A 15,242-nucleotide genomic window follows, 5' to 3' on the forward strand; every position below is an offset into this window, starting at 1 on the left:
GGGAGGATTGCCATGTCGAATCGATTTGGAAAGCTGGTGGCCGCAGCCACCCTCGGGACGGCCTTGTCCGTGAGCTCGTTCGGCGCCACGGCCGCCGAGCTCTCCGACCTGTTCGGCACCTGGACGGGGAGCTGGCTCTTCGGTTCGATGTACGGCGGACCGAGCAACCCCGTTCCCACCAGCCCGCTGTTCACCCGCCCGGTGACCATCGACCTGGACTCGTTCGATGCCCAGGCAGGCCTCTACGGCCATGTGTTCATCGAAGGCGCGGTCGTCGGCAACGTGACCTCCCTGTCGGTGGTCGGCAACGCGGTGACGATGGAGGTGACGCACCCCAGCATCGACCTGACGCGCCCCACGGCGTATTTCTTCGGCACGCTGGGCGACCACTCGCTGATCGGCGACTACGACCTGCGCGGGTACCTGTATGGCAACACCGAGTGGCGCGGCACGATGACGCTCGCTTCATCGGTGCCCGAGCCCGCCATGGCGATGCTGTTGGGTTTGGGACTCGTGGGTGTCGTGTTGCAGGCGCGGCGGCGTCGGTCGGCCGAAGCTCAGGTCTGACGCAGGGCGCCGGTGCTGCGCCAGCGCCTCGCATACGGCAACGCGAACATGTAGAGGCCGCTGAACAGCAGCAGGAAGAGCGGGAGCAGCGGCGAGTAGGTCACCCACGCGGGCGGCTCGCCGCGGGCTCGCACGATGAAGTTGGCGACGACCGTCAGCGTGAAGGCCATCGACAGCCAGCGGTGGGACTGGCGGATCCAGTGGCTCCACCTGGGAGCGAGTTCTGCGTGGTGACTCGTGAGTTCGATACCGTGGCACATGTGATCTCCTTGGTTTGAGCCCCACGTTTGTATCGTTCACGGTGAGCCGGCGCTTCTCCGAAACTGCGGAAGTGGCTCAATCCGGCAAGCCCCAGTCGAACCGATACGAGTGCGCGCCGCCCTCGCCGATGACGACCTCCATGCGCCCCGAGAGCCCGGCCAGCGCGCCGGTGCCCGAGCCCGGCACGACGGTGATCGACTGCTGCGGCACGCCGGCGGCCATCGTCGAGCTGTGCTGCAGCACGAAGCTGCCCTCGCGGCCGGCGAGCGTGCCGCGCACGAGCTCGAGCGCGACGTAGCCACCGGAGGTCATCGCGGCATCGCGCCACGAGAGCATCTCGCCCTGGCTCGTGGCCTCCAGCTCGCCGTGGAAGCGTTTGTCGATCGACATGCGGCCGAGGCCTGCGGGTGCGGCCACGTCGCTGAGCGGCTGCAGCGCGAGCTTGACGTCGAACGGGCCGGTGGCATGGTGGCGTGAACTCATGGGGATCTCCTGTCGAGGGGAAGACACCGCCGCGCAGGCCGCCAGGGCGAGCGCAACGAAGGGTGCGGAGGCGCGGTGGAGGGACATGGCATCATCGTCCGGACTTGGCAATGCCCGCATTGGAATGCCCACTCCCGCGCTGACGATTGGAAAAACGCGACGCCCGGTCGCGCAGCAGGCGCGCGGCGTGCTGCACCGTGTCGCCGACGGCGCCTTCACGCACGAGCGGGCCGCGCCGACTCCTGGGCTTGCGGACACCATCGAGCACTTCTGGCGCGTGCGCTGGCGCCTTGCCGGCCAGCCGCCCCAGGTGCAGGAGACGCTGCCGCACCCGAACGTGCACATCGTCATCGAGCCCGGCCGCATGGCCGCCCACGGCGTTCACACCGGCCGCTGGACGACCTTGCTGGAGGGCGACTCGCAGGCCTTCGGCATCAAGTTCCGCCCCGGCGCTTTCCGCGGCGTCCTGCAGCGGCCGGTGTCCGAGCTGGCCGACCGCCACCTGCCGCTGGCGGAGCTGTTCGGCGACGCTGCGCGCGTGCTGGCCGACGTGCTCGGGCACGAGGACATGGCCGACGCCATGGAAACCGCCGAGCGCTTCCTCGCGCCCCGCGTGCCCATGCCCGACCCGCAGGCGCTGCTGGCGGCACGCATCGTCGATTCGATCGTCGACGACCGCGAGCTCGTCGCGGCCGCCGACCTCGCCGAACGCCACGGCTTGACGTTGCGCGCGCTGCAGCGGTTGTTCGCCGAGTACGTGGGGGTCGGCCCCAAATGGGTGATCCAGCGCTACCGGCTGCATGAGGCCGTCGCTCGCGTGCAGGCCGGCGAGCCCGTCTCGTGGGCTGCGCTGGCACAGGACCTCGGCTACTTCGACCAGGCGCATTTCATCGCGGACTTCCGCAAGCTCGTCGGTCGTACGCCGGCTGACTATGCGACGGCGGTCAAGGTCCAACGCATACCCACTCAACAGGAATCCTGAAGATGACGGCATCGACTCCCACGCTGTACCAGTGGCTCGGCGGCATCGATGCGCTGAACCGGCTGACCACGCGCTTCTACGAGCGCGTCGCACAGGACGACTTGCTCGCGCCGGTGTTTGCGCACATGGGCGCGGAGCACCCTGCGCACGTGGCCGCCTTCCTCGCGGAGGTGCTGGGCGGCCCGGCGACCTATTCGGCGGCACACGGCGGCCACCCGCACATGATTCGCCAGCACCTGAACCGGCACCTGACGCAGGACAAGCGCCGGCGCTGGGTGGAGTTGCTGCTGTCGACCGCCGACGAACTCGGCATGCCCGATGATCCCGAGTTCCGCTCGGCACTCGTGGGCTACCTGGAGTGGGGATCGCGCCTTGCGGTCATCAACTCGCAACCGGGGGCGAGCGTCGATCCTGATGCGCCGATGCCGAAGTGGGGGTGGGGCGAGGTCAAGGGGCCGTATGTGGGTGGATGAGCGGCACACACGACCCGTCAGGGCAAGTGCGAGAACCGCAGTGACTTCCTTCGTTCACATTGATCTGCCGATCTTCATCGGAAGCGACGTGGCCTGCGGCTACTTCGGATGCGATGTCGAGGTCGAACGCTTGCCGCAAAAGGACGAGCCATTTCCCTGGCCGAAGCCTTGGCTCATTGCATTCCGAGAGCTGTTCGAAGGGCAATCGACCCAGGTCTGGGGCGAAGCCGCCTGGGAGTGGCCGCCTTCGGAGATCCACTTCACGTTGTACGGGCTGGTGTGCGCCGATTGGGACGAGGCGCGTGCGCTTGTCCAGCACATCGAGCGTGTCTCGGGTTCCTTGTTCAACGGGCACGATCGATGGTGGAGCGCCGAGTGTGTGATCTCTGAGCGAGAAGAAGTGCCGCGGCTCGACGAGCCGATCGAAGGAGGCGACGCAGCCATCTTCGAGGTGTCGGTGAATGGGCAGGCCGTCGGCATTGAGTCGGTCGAGCACTTGGGGTGTTGGCTCCATGAGCTTGATGTGCAGAAGGAATTCGAGCTCTGGATCACCGTCAAGGGCGGACCTTCGCTGTGCATGTTGCGCAACGGCGCAGATGCGTTCCTGATGTATGCCAGGGAGGCAGGAGACAGCGGATTCACGTCGATCGGGAATGGCGACGCGCCAGGCGAGGTTCAGTATCGGTTAAGCAATGGCCAGATCGACGAGCATCCGCGCTCGTGGTCCATCGACGTCGAACAAGGCTACAAAGCCATCGCGTACTTCTACGTCAACGACGGCGCCCGCCCCGCCTGGATCCATTGGTCACCCAATTGAATCGGACGACGTGCATCCGCCCATCTCAAATCGCCTGCTCATGCCCAAAACCTTGCGGCCATACATGGTTGTCCGCGTAGTCGCGATCCGCGGTGATCGCTTCACCGGCCGGAAGGTCTTTTACAGCCGCCATCCGCGCGTGGGCGACACCGGAGCTGTCCTCGATGTGTACGAGAAGCCGGCGCTCGCCTATGAAGTGGAATGCTCCGATCCAGCCACAGGCACGACCATTTGGCTTGAAGCCATGTACCCGGACGAAATCGAAGCATGCCCGGATGAACCATCGGTTCCCTAGTTTGGCGGCGGCGTCTTGGAAAGCGCCGATCGCCGAAGGCCTCATCGAGCGGACATTTCGTGCGCGGTCCAAGCTGGCTACAGAGGATCGAATGGGCCGGCGCAATCCTTGAGCCGGGCCAACTCGACGTTCTGAACGACATCCCATCGCCGCCACGAGTAGTGAATCAGCGTGACGCCGGTCGGATGCATCGGCCGGCTCCCTTCGCCGACCTGGATGATGGCCGTGCCGGCACTCGGCAGGAAGCTGTGCAGGCTCGACACCCACCGGCGATTCGGGTGCGCGCCCTGGAACTGCTCCTCCGTGATGACGGCGGTTTGAGCCCATCCTGTCGGCGTTCTGGCCTCGAGTGCCAGGGCATGGAAGTCCATGCCGTCTTCGCCGCGCTTGACACCGCGCAGCGCCAGGCGGCTGTCTCCCGTCAGAGAGTTCAGCTCCTCGATGGTGACGATGTCGCCGTTCATCTGCGGCCTGCTTCGCGTGATCGGGCTTTGCGCACATGGGTCTCCTGGCGGTAAGGCTCGAGCATGCCTTGAAGGTCGGGAACGGCCAAGATGCGAGCCCGCAATGGCGTCGTTCCGTGCATGTCCTGGTCCGATCAGGCGCCCCGGCTCACCAGCGTCGGGGTGACGCCGAGCAGCCGGCGCATGCAGCGCGCCATGTGACTCTGGTGTGCGAAGCCTGCCTCGAGCGCGACCTCACTGGGCGGCATCTCGCCACCACGCAGCAGTGACACCGCGCGCTCGACACGCCGCTGAACGACGAACTGGTGCACCGGCACGCCGGTGCTGCGCTTGAACACCGTCTTCAAGTGCGACGCACTGATTCCCGCCACCTCGGCGAGCCGCGCGAGCGAGAGGTCGGCAGCGACGTGTGCGTCGATGTGCTCCACCACCCGGCGCAGCTGGTGCGGCGACAGCGGCGCCGGCTCGCGCCGCGCGGTGGCAGCCGAGTGGCCGAGCAGGTGCACCGCCAGCGCAATGCCCAGGGAGTCCGCGAACAGGCGGCCGCTCGGCGAGCCGGCCAGGCGGTCGGCATCCAGCGCCCACGCGATGTGCTCGATGCGGGCATCGCGGAACTGATGCCGCGGTGCGAGTGCCGCACGGCTCTCGGGCAGACGCATCTCATCCGCGGCCCGTCGCAGCAGCGCGTGCGGCAGGTGCAGCGTCAACGTGCTGCCCGCGTCGTGCTCCTCCCAGGCGTCGGACATGCCGGCCGGGACGATATCGATCTCGCCACGCCGGGCGACGAAATCGCGCATGCGGCAGGTTCCGCGCACCGGTGGGCCGGCATGCAGCTTGACGCGATGGTCGGCGATGGGCGCCCAGGCCGCAGGGCCCGGCAAGGTGGCAAGGCGCTCGACCCGCAAGTTCATCACCATCGTGTTCCTTCCTCGGGCGGCAGCGTCTGAACGTGTCCGGGAAACATCCGTTCGTGAGCGACGGCCGCCATGCGTCGGCCGCATTCTTGCCCCGCAGGCGCGCTGTGCGCTTGCCCGGCGCACAGCCGGCTTACTGCCAACGAGGACTCTATGGATGTGACCGTGATGGGATTGGGAATGATGGGATCGACGCTGGCGCAGTTGCTGCTGCGTGCCGGCCACCGCGTTCACGTGTGGAACCGCAGCGCGGCCAAGGCGGACGCCCTGGTGCGCGAAGGCGCGCTGCGCACCGCCAATGCGGCAGCGGCGGTGCGAGCGGCCGAGATCGTCGTCATCTGCGTGCACGACTACGCGGCGGCCGACAGCTTTCTGCGCGATGACAGCGTGGCGAGCGGTCTCGCGGGCCGCGTCGTCGTGCAACTGACGACCGGCAGCCCGCACGACGCGCGCGATGGCGAGGCTTGGGTGCAGAGGCACGGCGGCGCCTATGTCGACGGTGCGATCCAGGCGGCCCCCGGCCAGATGGGAACTGCGGACACACCGATCCTCGTGTCTGGCGCGAACGACGCCTACCGTCGCGCCGAACCGGTGCTGCGACTGTTCGGAGGCGGCCTGGTCTACCTGGGAGAGCCGGCAGGGGCTGCGGCCACGATGGACCTGGCGACGCTGTCGTACGTCTACGGTGCCGTCATCGGCTTCCTGCACGGAGCGCGCGTTTCCGAAGTGGAAGGCATTGGCGTTGACGCGTACGGCGAGGTCGTCGCACGAATCGCACCGGGCTTCGGCGACTTTCTCAAGCACGAGGGGAAGATGATCCATGAGGGGCACTTCGAGGTGACGCAGAGCCCGATGACGATTTCGATCGAGGCCGTGGAGCGCATGCTGCGGGCGGCGACCGATGCGGGGATCAATGCGGAGTTTCCTGCGTTCGCGGCGCAGCTCCTGCGGCGTGCGGCGGCGGCAGGGCTGGAGACTGAGGAATTGGCGGCGTTGATCAAGGTGCTGCGGGTGGCGTCGTAGCGGCATATCTTTTTCAGAATCTTCTGGACCAACAACCAACGCAAAGGCAAAAAGCCCCGAACCAGACGGTCGGGGCTTTCGTGCGTTGGGAGGGTGTCTTCCGAAGAAAACTCGGAAAAGCGCACGATGCGCATTCCCCAACTCATTCCCCAAACCTCATCCCTTATGACTGTCCGTCGTCTTCCTCATCGGAGGCTTGACCGAGCGACATGTTCTCCAGTGACTGGCGATCCAGGTGTGCACGAAGCACCTTCATTGCTGCGTCAAATCGAGACTGCCCGCCGCCGGACACCAAGTGCTGGGCCTTCAGCTTGACGCGATTGACTTCGTGGATCCAGGCATGGCCTGCTGCCTTCTGCTCCTGGGTGAGATCCAAGCAGTAGTTGAAGCTGGTCGCATCAACGTAGAACTGCATCAAAGCAGCAGCCTCAGCGCCGCTCAGCGTCCCGTCACTCAACAGAGCCGGCAATGCTGTCTGCTTCCCGTGTAGCGGAAGACGATACGCGGGCACCCTCACCTTTCCACGAAGGTAGATCGCCGCTTGTCGCTCTGCGATGAGCACGTCAGCTGCAATCGTAAGCAGATGCCCATTCTTCGCCGCTTTGCGCTGCCGACGGCCCTGGACGATCGGAAAACCCACCGCCACGATCAGGGCAAGTATTGCGCCCCAAGCCTGCACCCACCCGGCGCACGAGTTGAGGTCCGTGCCGATAGCGCGGCAAACACATTCCAATTTGGACATGGCTTCAGCGTACACCTGCTGTTGAGGTTCAGTCACTTCAGCCTGACTCGCTCGTGGCTGCCGGAATACACCCCCTAGGGGGCGCCAGGAACTAGATAGCGATCGGGGTTCCCCTGGGAGGACCCAACAGGGGGTGGGTGCAATCGGCAAATTGCCTGCTCAACTCTTTTCGCTGCGGACGCTAAGGACGAGCACCCGAATCTGCCGCTAATCCGCATAGTTGCCAGGTTCGCGCGTCCTCGGAGCGCCTGCGGACAATCGACCAACGACTGAGGCTGGTGAGGGCAAACTGCATCCGTCGCTCCATCGCATTCATTGGGAACCTTGCATTCCGTCAACGCTCGGTCCCCGAGCACTCCACGGCGCGAAGAGAACTGCCCCCGCCCCGCAGCGGCCGGAACAAGACGTCTCTTTGACTCCCTGCAAACCCCATGTGCTCAGGCGCCTTCGCTGCCTAGACTCAACGCGCCAAGTTGATCCCGGGGGAGCCATGACTTTTCTCAATGCATGCCTGCTCTATGGGGCATTCTCAGCGGCGGAGCTGTACTTTTTCCTCATGCAACGTGCAGCCCTTGAGCTGAGTCGCACCTATGACGTTCCGCCGCCTGTCGGACGCCAAATGCTCCCGCTCTGGTACGGGCTTGTATGGCCCATCAAAGTTGCTCGGTGGGTGTCCCTCTACTTCGTCTGGAGCACAGGCGGGTGGGTGGCTCTCGCCGTGGCTTGGGCGATTCCGTTCGGAATCTCAATGGTGATACCTGTGCCCTTCAAACACTTTGTGCGCATGTTCCATCACAAAGTTGTGAAAGACATAGTTGCGAAGGCGGCAGGCCACGCAGGTCCAACTGAAGGACTTCACGCGACGCAGCTACTTGCATTGATCAACGACGCAGAACAAAAGCTACAGGCATGAACCCTTTCACTGGAGATACTTGAGCCAGCGCAGGCTCAGCCCCGGTTGCAATTCTCGGCGCGAAAGCAGCAGCGCCCCACCCTACTGCGGCGGATCAGACTTCGGCCCGGGATAACGGGCTGGCGCACTTCCGCCTGCGTGTGGCATCCTCGCCCCACGTAAATTGCCCCCATGCCAACGGGAGAGAAACGAAAATGAATGGCGCCGCTTCATCCGCTTCTTCGCCATCATCTGCAGCTTCTGCTGTGGCATCGACCGGGGCGTCAGCCCCTCCTGCCACGACTGCTTCTGCTGTTGCAAAAAGCGCTTCATCGCCTTTGACATCGCTTGATCAAGCCATGTGGTCAGCAGTGCCGAGCTTAATTTGGGCGATACTTATTCTCGCAATCCTCGTCTATTTCAGGACCGAGCTATCTCTACTCGTTAGAGCGCTGGTATTCCGCGTACGAGATGGTGCTGCATTCAAGGTCGCTGGGCTGGAGATTGGGGCCGCTTCCGGTCTAGTCGCTAGACCCGGCGACTTTTCAAAGGAAGACACGAGAGTGGGAGTCCGAGCGGATAACGGCACACGCCGGGCGCGCCGCGACGGCGAGTACATAAACACTCGGGGTGTCATGCTGGTGCACCGCCTTCAGCGATCCACTAATGACGGCCAACTATATGATGTACTCATATACGTCATTCCTCACAAGTCCTCCTTGGCTGGCGTGGTAACGGTAGAGTATTTCTTTGGAAGCTACTGGGGGAATAAGATTTATCCGTCAATTGACAGAAGTCGTGGGTTCCCCGTTGTAACTTCCGCCTATGGCCCATTCCTGTGCACAGCAAAGATTATTTTCAACGACGGAGATTCGACTTTTGTATCGCGGTACATCGATTTCGAGATGGGCAACTGTGCACCCTCTGCGTCAGTGTCGAAGTGACCGTTAGTGCGAAGACTGGGCGACAAAGAAGAACGTAGCCGCCTTCTCAAAGTCGGCTTCCTGCGGAGACTGATGCGCACCTCACAGCGTCTGCGCGGCTGGAGGTCATTCCAGTCCAGGCCTTCGAAGCCATTCCGCTTGCACGTCGACCGGCCTATCCGCGTTTCAATCGCTTCTGCCTTCGAGAGCGCTTCGGGTGAAAGCATTCGTGACGGTGACCTGCCAACACCCAATCGCTGAGTCGAGTCGCCTCATCGCTCAACAACTGCAGTGAAGTGATCCCCAGGCGCCGCAGCGCCCCTTGCCGAACCGGATCAAGCAACGGCGGCGCATCGTCCTCACTGCTATAGCCATCCCGCTCGAGTACGCACATCACCGCGCGCACGCCGTCGGTCACGTCAATGACCTTCTCGATCAGCTGATTGAGCGGTCGGGCTTCGATCTGCAGGCAATCAGTCTTCGGGTCGGTCCAGCGAAACGGCTGGAACAGTGGCGCATGTGTTTCGCCGTCCCCGATAGCTGGGGCGTCGTCACGATCGAGAACACGGCGGGACTTCGATCTGTTGCCAGGCATCTGCACTTCCCTTCCATCAAAGGACACCAACGCTGGCGTCGGTCTTGCGAATCCCGAAATGGGATATTCCAAAACGGGATTTAACGTCGGCCACGTGATTCGTGCCCCGACCAACTCCGCCTATGAAAACCTGCGCCGCTTGCTCACTCAAGCGCGCCTGGACGCAGAGCTGACCCAAGCTCAGGTCGCCACCCGCCTCAATCGCCCGCAGTCCTTCGTGTCGAAGTACGAAAGCGGAGAACGCCAGTTGGACGTGATCGAGTTCCTGGCGATCTGCAAAGCGATCGGCGTCGAGCCGTCACCCATCATCGAATCGCTGACGTAGCCCCAAAACAAAAAGCCCCGAACCATCCGGTCGGGGCTTTCGTCTTCTGGCGGAGAGGGTGGGATTCGAACCCACGGTACCTTGCGGTACGCCTGATTTCGAGTCAGGTACATTCGACCACTCTGCCACCTCTCCTGAAACTGGGGCTTCGGCGGGTCTACTGGGCCGAGTCGCGGATTCTAGCCCAGGAAAAGGGCCGTTCCGCCCTCCCCTCAGCCTTTCAGCACCGTTTGCCCGCCCAGATAGGGCCGCAAAGCCTCCGGAACCGTGACGGATCCGTCAGCGTTCTGGTGGTTCTCCAGCACCGCCACCAGCGTGCGGCCCACCGCCAGGCCCGAGCCATTCAAGGTGTGCACCAGCTCGTTCTTGCCCTGCGCATTCTTGAACCGCGCCGGCATGCGCCGCGCCTGGAAGGCCTCGCAGTTCGAGCACGAGCTGATCTCGCGGTAGGTGTTCTGCGCCGGCAGCCACACCTCCAGGTCGTAGGTCTTGGTCGAGCCGAAGCCCATGTCGCCCGTGCACAGCGCCACCACCCGGTACGGCAGCTCCAGCAGCTTCAGCACCGCCTCGGCATGGCCCACCATCTCTTCCAGCGCCTCGTAGCTCTTCTCGGGGTGCGTTATCTGCACYATCTCCACCTTGTCGAACTGGTGCTGGCGGATCATCCCGCGCGTGTCGCGCCCCGCGCTGCCCGCCTCGGAACGGAAGCACGGGCTGTGCGCCGTCAGCTTGATCGGCAGCACGCTCTCGGCCAGCACCTCGCCGCGCACGCTGTTCGTCAGCGAGATCTCCGAGGTCGAGATCAGGTACTGCTCGGCCTGCGTCTCGTCGCCGCCGCGGCTCACCCAGAACATGTCCTCCTTGAACTTCGGCAGCTGCCCGGTGCCTTCCAGCACCTCGCGGTTGACGATGTACGGCGTGTAGCACTCGGTGTAGCCGTGCCGCTGCGTCTGCACATCGAGCATGAACTGCGCAAGCGCCCGGTGCAGCCGCGCAATCGGCCCGCGCAGAAAGCTGAAGCGCGAGCCCGAGAGCTTCGCGCCGGTGTCGAAATCCAGCCCCAGCGGCGCGCCCACGTCCACGTGGTCCTTCACCGAGAAGTCGAACGTGCGCGGCACGCCCCAGCGCCGCACCTCCAGGTTGCCCGATTCATCGGCGCCTTCGGGCACGCTCGCATGCGGCAGGTTGGGCACGCTCATCAGCATCACCGAGAGCTCCGCCTGGATCGCCTCCAGCCGCTCGCCCGAGGCCTTCAGCTCATCGGCCAGGCCCGCCACCTCGGCCATCACCGCCGAGGTGTCTTCGCCCTTGCCCTTCAGCATGCCGATCTGCTTCGACAGGCTGTTGCGCTTGGCCTGCAGCTCTTCGGTGCGGGTCTGCAGCGTCTTGCGCTCGCCTTCCAGCGATTGGAACTGCGCGACGTCGAGGTACGGTTGCGGCGACTTGCGCTTCTCGAGCAAGGCGACGACGCTGGCCAGGTCTTTGCGCAGCAGGTTGATGTCGAGCATGGGGGTCTCTTCTTGTGGCTATTTGAGGGAATTCAGATCTCGGCCATGGACTTGTCGCCCAGGCCCTTGGGCAGCGGGAAATGCGTGGTCTCGATCACGCCCGGCATCTTGCGCACCGACACCGCTCCCAGGCTGCGCAACCGCTCGATCACCTGCTGCACCAGGATGTCGGGCGCCGAGGCACCCGCCGTCAGCCCCACGCGCCGCTTGCCGTCGAACCACTGCGCCTGCAGGTCCTCGGGCTGGTCGACCATGTAGGCATCGGCACCGAGCCGCTCGCCGAGCTCGCGCAGGCGGTTGCTGTTCGAGCTGGTCGGGCTGCCGACGACGATCAGCACGTCGACCTGCGGCGCCAGCACCTTGATCGCATCCTGCCGGTTCTGCGTGGCGTAGCAGATGTCCTGCTGCTTCGGCTCGCGCACCAGCGGAAACCGCTTCTTCACCGCCGCCAGGATCTCGGCCGCATCGTCCACCGACAGCGTGGTCTGCGTCACCACCGCCAGCTTGTCGGCCTGCGCCACCTGCACGCGCCCGACATCGGCCACGTCTTCCACCAGGTAGATGCCTTCGTTGAGCTGCCCCATCGTGCCCTCGACCTCGGGGTGCCCCTTGTGGCCGATCATGATGAAGTCGTAGCCCTCCTTGTGCAGCTTGGCCACCTCCACGTGCACCTTGGTCACCAGCGGGCAGGTGGCATCGAACACGCTGAAGCCGCGCTGCGCCGCCTCTTGCCGTACCRCCTGCGACACGCCGTGCGCGCTGAACACCAGCGTGGCACCCGGCGGCACGTCGGCCAGGTCCTCGATGAAGATCGCGCCCTTGGCCTTCAGGTCGTTGACGACGTAGGTGTTGTGCACGATCTCGTGGCGCACGTAGATCGGCGAGCCGAATTTCTTGATCGCGCGTTCGACGATCTCGATCGCGCGGTCGACCCCGGCGCAAAAGCCGCGCGGCTCGGCCAGCAGCACTTCGTCCAGCGTCTGGGTCGTCATGTGGTTCGCGCTCATCACAGCACCCCGATCAGTTGCACTTCGAAGGTCACCGGCTGGCCCGCCAGCGGGTGGTTGAAGTCGAACAGCAGCCAGTCGCTGCCCACCTCGCGCACGACGCCGGCATACGAGGCCTGGCCGTCGGGCGTCGGGAACTGCACCACGTCGCCCAGGTGGTACTGCTCGTCGGGGTCGCCCAGCTCGTGCAGCAGCGCGAGCTTCACACGCTGCAGCATCTCGGGGTTGCGCTCGCCGAAGGCCTCTCCGGCCGGCAGGTCGAACGAGGCCCGGGTGCCCTCGGCCAGGCCCATCAGGCGCGCTTCCATCGCCGGCGAGAGCTCGCCGCTGCCCAATGACAGCGTGGCCGGCTTCTCGGCGAAGGTGTTGATCAGGTCGACGCCGTCGGGGCCGGCCAGTCGGTAGTGCAGGGTCAGGAACGATCCCTGTTGAACGTGGGTCAAGGCAAATCCTGGTTCGATAGACTGGGCCCAATTTTAGGTGCGGCGCCCCGCCGCGTCGCCGGACCATGCCCATGCTGCTCAAAGACCTGCCTGCCGACGCCCGTCCGCGTGAAAAACTGCTGGCCCGCGGCCCGCAGGCCCTGGCCGATGCCGAGCTGGTCGCGCTGCTGCTGCGCACCGGCGTCAAGGRCGATTCGGTGCTGGGCCTGGCGCAGCGCCTGCTCGACGATTTCGGGGGGCTCACCGGGCTGCTGCGGGCCGATCCGCAGGCGCTGCAGCGCATCAAGGGGCTCGGCCCCGCGAAGCTGGCGCAGGTCAGCGCGGTGCTCGAGCTGGCGCGCCGCTCGCTCGGCCAGCAGATGGCCGAGCGGCCGGTGCTCGACAACGTCATCCTCGTCAAGGACTACCTGCGGCTGCAGCTCGGCGGGCGCGGCCACGAGGTGTTCTCGGTGCTGTTCCTCGATGCGCAGAACCGGCTGATCCAGATGGAGGAGATGTTCCGCGGCTCGCTCACGCAGGCCAGCGTCTACCCGCGCGAGGTGCTCAAGCGCGCGCTGCAGCTGCATGCGGCCGCGGTGATCCTCGCGCACAACCACCCGTCGGGCTCGGCGCAGCCGTCGCGCTCCGACGAGATGCTGACGCAGACGCTGAAGTCGGCGCTCGCGATGATCGACGTGCGCGTGCTCGACCACCTGGTGGTCGGCGACACCGAGGTGGTCTCGTTCGTGGAGCGAGGCCTGCTGTGAGCCTGCGCAGCCTGCAGGACCTGGGCGACATCCGCGAGGCGCTGAAGCGCGCCGAGCGCGAGGCCGCCGAACAGGCAGCCCGGGCCCGCGAGGAAGAAGCCCGCCGGCTGCGCGAGGCCAACCTGTTCTCCAACAGCGTCGGCCGCGTGCAGCCGGTGGCCCCGAGCGGCCGCCGCCACGCGGTGCCCACGCCGCCCTCGCCCGAGCCGCGCCAGCGCGAGCTCGATGAGGAGCGCGCGTTGTACGAATCGCTCTCCGACGAGTTCGATCCGGTCACGCTGCTCGAGACCGACGACCAGCTGTCCTACCGCCGCCCCGAGATCGGCATCGACGTGCTGCGCAAGCTGCGCCGCGGCGGCTGGGCCATCCAGGGCGAGGTCGACCTGCACGGCCTGCGCCGCGATGCCGCCCGCGAGCGGCTCACCGCCTTTGTCCACGACGCCGTGCACACCGGCCTGCGCTGCGTGCGCGTCGTGCACGGCAAGGGCAACGGCTCGCCGGGCCGCGAACCGGTGCTGAAGGGCAAGGTGCGCAGTTGGCTGATCCAGAAGGCCGACGTGCTCGCCTTCGTGCAGGCGCGCGGCGACGAAGGCGGTCACGGCGCGGTGATCGTGCTGCTGCGCGCGCTGCGTTAGAGCTTGTTCACACTGCGTCATGCTGCGTCACGATCTGGCGTGCTTCGTCGCATGCGCGTCGGGTCGTAAGCAAGGCAACAAATGCCACGCACCCCGTCATCCCCCTAACCCGTGGGAGGCAGGTTACAGCGCAGGAGGCTAGGGCCTCGGCGCCCTCCTCGACAGCTCACGGGGAGGGCATCCGAAAATTTCTGAAAGCGCTGTCAAGAATCGGCTTGTCAACCCCGTTTCACCGATGGTTGCATGTCGATCGGTATGAACTTTGCACGGTTTTGACCACAACGCGCATTCGTGATCGCGATAGGCGCAACCTACAAGGAGGTCAGACCGTGTCCCGACAATCCCGAGCATTCGATTCGTCCACCCATCGCCTGCTGGTGCCGCTGGCATCGGTGGCCGTGCTGCTCGCCGCCTGCGGCGGCGGCAACCAGCAGAGCGCCGATGCGCAGGCCGCTGCTGACCAGCAGGCCGAGGCTGCCACGGCCGCCGCAGTCGACACCTCCGCGATCTGCTTCTACGAACACATCAACTACCAGGGCGCGAGCTTCTGCGCCGGTGCCGACTCCACCTGGATCGGCTCGGCCTGGAACGACCGCGTCTCGTCGGTCAAGGTGAAGGCGGGCTACAAGGTCCAGCTGTTCCAGCACATCAACTACGGCGGCAGCTCGGTGACGCTGACGGCCGACACCGCGAACCTGGTGTCGCTCGGCTTCAACGATGCCGCGTCGTCGCTGAAGGTCACCGCGCCCACCACGACCACCCCGCCGACGGGCACGTCGCCGGTGTCGGGCATCCAGGTCGCGCAATCGCTGCTGTTCAACAGCGACGACAGCGCGCTGGTGCTGGTCTCGGGCAAGGCCGCGCTGGTCAAGGTCAACGTCACGAGCGGCGCCACCGGCGGCACCAAGCCGAGCGGCACGCTGCGTGTGACGAGCGCCAACGGCAGCACCCGCGACATCCTGCTGACGGCACCCACCGGCGCGCTGCCGGCCAACGTGCCGGCCGTGCCGAGCTTCACCGATTCGTACACCGCCACCGTGCCGGCCGACCTGGTCAAGACCGGCGTGAAGTTCACCGCGCTGATCGGCAGCAGCGCCGGCACGACGATCACGCCGCGCGTCGGCGGCGGCACGCCGATGAAGTTCGT

At 65.4% G+C, this 15,242-nt stretch carries 21 protein-coding genes and 1 tRNA gene; 12 read left to right on the forward strand and 10 right to left on the reverse strand.

Annotated elements, in window-relative coordinates:
* Positions 1-12: 12 nt before the first annotated feature.
* Positions 13-567, forward strand: a complete 555-nt coding sequence (locus AC1D1T_RS08860; RefSeq protein ID WP_477991779.1) for a PEP-CTERM sorting domain-containing protein — start codon at positions 13-15, stop codon at positions 565-567.
* Here AC1D1T_RS08860 and AC1D1T_RS08865 read toward each other — a convergent pair.
* Both AC1D1T_RS08865 and AC1D1T_RS08870 read right to left on the reverse strand, forming a co-directional pair.
* Entirely contained in the window at positions 558-827 is a 270-nt protein-coding gene (locus tag AC1D1T_RS08865; protein ID WP_477826579.1) for a hypothetical protein, read from the reverse strand. The genes AC1D1T_RS08860 and AC1D1T_RS08865 overlap by 10 nt on opposite strands.
* Before the next feature lie 76 nt (positions 828-903).
* Positions 904-1,311 carry a DUF3224 domain-containing protein gene (locus AC1D1T_RS08870; protein ID WP_047507499.1) on the reverse strand — a complete coding sequence of 136 codons (408 nt, stop codon included), beginning with the start codon at positions 1,309-1,311 and terminating at the stop codon, positions 904-906.
* 124 nt (positions 1,312-1,435) lie between these two features.
* Here AC1D1T_RS08870 and AC1D1T_RS08875 point away from each other — a divergent pair, with 124 nt between their 5' ends.
* Genes AC1D1T_RS08875 through AC1D1T_RS08890 form a run of 4 tightly spaced genes read left to right on the forward strand, consistent with a single transcriptional unit; the run spans position 1,436 to position 3,878 of the window.
* Positions 1,436-2,293, forward strand: a complete 858-nt coding sequence (locus tag AC1D1T_RS08875; protein WP_477826580.1) for a DUF6597 domain-containing transcriptional factor — start codon at positions 1,436-1,438, stop codon at positions 2,291-2,293.
* A gap of 2 nt (positions 2,294-2,295) precedes the next feature.
* The gene (locus tag AC1D1T_RS08880) at positions 2,296-2,766 is read left to right on the forward strand and encodes a group II truncated hemoglobin (protein ID WP_477826581.1); all 471 of its coding nucleotides are present in this window, start codon (positions 2,296-2,298) and stop codon (positions 2,764-2,766) included.
* A 40-nt stretch (positions 2,767-2,806) separates the two neighbouring features.
* Positions 2,807-3,583, forward strand: coding sequence for an Imm1 family immunity protein (locus AC1D1T_RS08885; protein ID WP_477826582.1), 777 nt, complete (start codon positions 2,807-2,809; stop codon positions 3,581-3,583).
* Positions 3,584-3,623: 40 nt separating this feature from the next.
* On the forward strand, positions 3,624-3,878 hold the full coding sequence (locus AC1D1T_RS08890; RefSeq protein WP_477991780.1) for a hypothetical protein: 255 nt from the start codon (positions 3,624-3,626) through the stop codon (positions 3,876-3,878).
* A 77-nt stretch (positions 3,879-3,955) separates the two neighbouring features.
* On the opposite strand, the gene AC1D1T_RS08895 is transcribed toward AC1D1T_RS08890, so the two are convergent.
* A complete protein-coding gene (locus AC1D1T_RS08895; protein ID WP_047507495.1) occupies positions 3,956-4,342 on the reverse strand; it encodes a hypothetical protein in 387 nt (128 codons plus the stop codon).
* A gap of 134 nt (positions 4,343-4,476) precedes the next feature.
* On the reverse strand, positions 4,477-5,259 hold the full coding sequence (locus AC1D1T_RS08900) for a helix-turn-helix transcriptional regulator (RefSeq protein ID WP_477991781.1): 783 nt from the start codon (positions 5,257-5,259) through the stop codon (positions 4,477-4,479).
* A 150-nt stretch (positions 5,260-5,409) separates the two neighbouring features.
* Here AC1D1T_RS08900 and AC1D1T_RS08905 point away from each other — a divergent pair, with 150 nt between their 5' ends.
* Positions 5,410-6,279 (forward strand): NAD(P)-dependent oxidoreductase, encoded by an 870-nt coding sequence (locus AC1D1T_RS08905; RefSeq protein WP_477827348.1) that lies wholly within the window; start codon positions 5,410-5,412, stop codon positions 6,277-6,279.
* A 163-nt stretch (positions 6,280-6,442) separates the two neighbouring features.
* Here the strand turns inward: AC1D1T_RS08905 and AC1D1T_RS08910 are convergent, their stop codons facing one another.
* Positions 6,443-7,021 carry a hypothetical protein gene (locus AC1D1T_RS08910; RefSeq protein WP_477991782.1) on the reverse strand — a complete coding sequence of 193 codons (579 nt, stop codon included), beginning with the start codon at positions 7,019-7,021 and terminating at the stop codon, positions 6,443-6,445.
* Positions 7,022-7,511: 490 nt separating this feature from the next.
* Between AC1D1T_RS08910 and AC1D1T_RS08915 the strand changes: the two genes are divergently transcribed.
* Both AC1D1T_RS08915 and AC1D1T_RS08920 read left to right on the forward strand, forming a co-directional pair.
* The gene (locus AC1D1T_RS08915; protein WP_477991783.1) at positions 7,512-7,934 is read left to right on the forward strand and encodes a hypothetical protein; all 423 of its coding nucleotides are present in this window, start codon (positions 7,512-7,514) and stop codon (positions 7,932-7,934) included.
* A gap of 614 nt (positions 7,935-8,548) precedes the next feature.
* The gene (locus AC1D1T_RS08920) at positions 8,549-8,857 is read left to right on the forward strand and encodes a pYEATS domain-containing protein (RefSeq protein WP_477827350.1); all 309 of its coding nucleotides are present in this window, start codon (positions 8,549-8,551) and stop codon (positions 8,855-8,857) included.
* 154 nt (positions 8,858-9,011) lie between these two features.
* Here the strand turns inward: AC1D1T_RS08920 and AC1D1T_RS08925 are convergent, their stop codons facing one another.
* Complete coding sequence (locus tag AC1D1T_RS08925; RefSeq protein WP_477825963.1) at positions 9,012-9,437, reverse strand: hypothetical protein; 426 nt, start codon at positions 9,435-9,437, stop codon at positions 9,012-9,014.
* Between the two features lie 52 nt (positions 9,438-9,489).
* On the opposite strand from AC1D1T_RS08925, the gene AC1D1T_RS08930 reads away from it, so the two are divergent.
* Complete coding sequence (locus AC1D1T_RS08930; RefSeq protein WP_477825962.1) at positions 9,490-9,756, forward strand: helix-turn-helix domain-containing protein; 267 nt, start codon at positions 9,490-9,492, stop codon at positions 9,754-9,756.
* A 47-nt stretch (positions 9,757-9,803) separates the two neighbouring features.
* On the opposite strand, the gene AC1D1T_RS08935 is transcribed toward AC1D1T_RS08930, so the two are convergent.
* The 4 genes from AC1D1T_RS08935 to AC1D1T_RS08950 all read right to left on the reverse strand — a co-directional run bounded on the left by AC1D1T_RS08935 (position 9,804) and on the right by AC1D1T_RS08950 (position 12,714).
* Positions 9,804-9,891: transfer RNA gene (locus AC1D1T_RS08935), tRNA-Ser, on the reverse strand.
* A 77-nt stretch (positions 9,892-9,968) separates the two neighbouring features.
* Positions 9,969-11,264 carry a serine--tRNA ligase gene (serS, locus tag AC1D1T_RS08940; protein ID WP_477991784.1) on the reverse strand — a complete coding sequence of 432 codons (1,296 nt, stop codon included), beginning with the start codon at positions 11,262-11,264 and terminating at the stop codon, positions 9,969-9,971.
* A 32-nt stretch (positions 11,265-11,296) separates the two neighbouring features.
* Positions 11,297-12,271: a 4-hydroxy-3-methylbut-2-enyl diphosphate reductase gene (ispH, locus tag AC1D1T_RS08945; protein ID WP_477991785.1), complete on the reverse strand. Its 975-nt coding sequence runs from the start codon at positions 12,269-12,271 to the stop codon at positions 11,297-11,299.
* On the reverse strand, positions 12,271-12,714 hold the full coding sequence (locus AC1D1T_RS08950; protein ID WP_047591370.1) for an FKBP-type peptidyl-prolyl cis-trans isomerase: 444 nt from the start codon (positions 12,712-12,714) through the stop codon (positions 12,271-12,273). The genes ispH and AC1D1T_RS08950 overlap by 1 nt, the downstream gene beginning before the upstream one ends.
* Positions 12,715-12,785: 71 nt before the next feature.
* Between AC1D1T_RS08950 and radC the strand changes: the two genes are divergently transcribed.
* The 3 genes from radC to AC1D1T_RS08965 form a co-directional block, all read left to right on the forward strand.
* A complete protein-coding gene (gene radC / locus AC1D1T_RS08955) occupies positions 12,786-13,460 on the forward strand; it encodes a RadC family protein (protein WP_477991786.1) in 675 nt (224 codons plus the stop codon).
* Positions 13,457-14,095, forward strand: a complete 639-nt coding sequence (locus AC1D1T_RS08960) for a Smr/MutS family protein (protein ID WP_477825960.1) — start codon at positions 13,457-13,459, stop codon at positions 14,093-14,095. The genes radC and AC1D1T_RS08960 overlap by 4 nt, the downstream gene beginning before the upstream one ends.
* 329 nt (positions 14,096-14,424) lie before the next feature.
* A partial coding sequence (locus tag AC1D1T_RS08965; RefSeq protein WP_477991787.1) for a peptidase inhibitor family I36 protein occupies positions 14,425-15,242 on the forward strand: 818 nt, incomplete at its 3' end.

It is taken from the genome of Rhizobacter sp. P2_H3 (genome assembly GCF_056403355.1).

What these genes read in the sequence shown, in the direction of transcription:
- AC1D1T_RS08860 (WP_477991779.1), top strand. Translation starts at nt 13, where the DNA reads ATGTCGAATCGATTTGGAAAGCTGGTGGCCGCAGCCACCCTCGGGACG.
- AC1D1T_RS08865 (WP_477826579.1), bottom strand. Translation starts at nt 827, where the DNA reads ATGTGCCACGGTATCGAACTCACGAGTCACCACGCAGAACTCGCTCCC.
- AC1D1T_RS08870 (WP_047507499.1), bottom strand. Translation starts at nt 1,311, where the DNA reads ATGAGTTCACGCCACCATGCCACCGGCCCGTTCGACGTCAAGCTCGCG.
- AC1D1T_RS08875 (WP_477826580.1), top strand. Translation starts at nt 1,436, where the DNA reads ATGCCCACTCCCGCGCTGACGATTGGAAAAACGCGACGCCCGGTCGCG.
- AC1D1T_RS08880 (WP_477826581.1), top strand. Translation starts at nt 2,296, where the DNA reads ATGACGGCATCGACTCCCACGCTGTACCAGTGGCTCGGCGGCATCGAT.
- AC1D1T_RS08890 (WP_477991780.1), top strand. Translation starts at nt 3,624, where the DNA reads ATGCCCAAAACCTTGCGGCCATACATGGTTGTCCGCGTAGTCGCGATC.
- AC1D1T_RS08895 (WP_047507495.1), bottom strand. Translation starts at nt 4,342, where the DNA reads ATGAACGGCGACATCGTCACCATCGAGGAGCTGAACTCTCTGACGGGA.
- AC1D1T_RS08900 (WP_477991781.1), bottom strand. Translation starts at nt 5,259, where the DNA reads ATGGTGATGAACTTGCGGGTCGAGCGCCTTGCCACCTTGCCGGGCCCT.
- AC1D1T_RS08905 (WP_477827348.1), top strand. Translation starts at nt 5,410, where the DNA reads ATGGATGTGACCGTGATGGGATTGGGAATGATGGGATCGACGCTGGCG.
- AC1D1T_RS08910 (WP_477991782.1), bottom strand. Translation starts at nt 7,021, where the DNA reads ATGTCCAAATTGGAATGTGTTTGCCGCGCTATCGGCACGGACCTCAAC.
- AC1D1T_RS08915 (WP_477991783.1), top strand. Translation starts at nt 7,512, where the DNA reads ATGACTTTTCTCAATGCATGCCTGCTCTATGGGGCATTCTCAGCGGCG.
- AC1D1T_RS08920 (WP_477827350.1), top strand. Translation starts at nt 8,549, where the DNA reads ATGCTGGTGCACCGCCTTCAGCGATCCACTAATGACGGCCAACTATAT.
- AC1D1T_RS08930 (WP_477825962.1), top strand. Translation starts at nt 9,490, where the DNA reads ATGGGATATTCCAAAACGGGATTTAACGTCGGCCACGTGATTCGTGCC.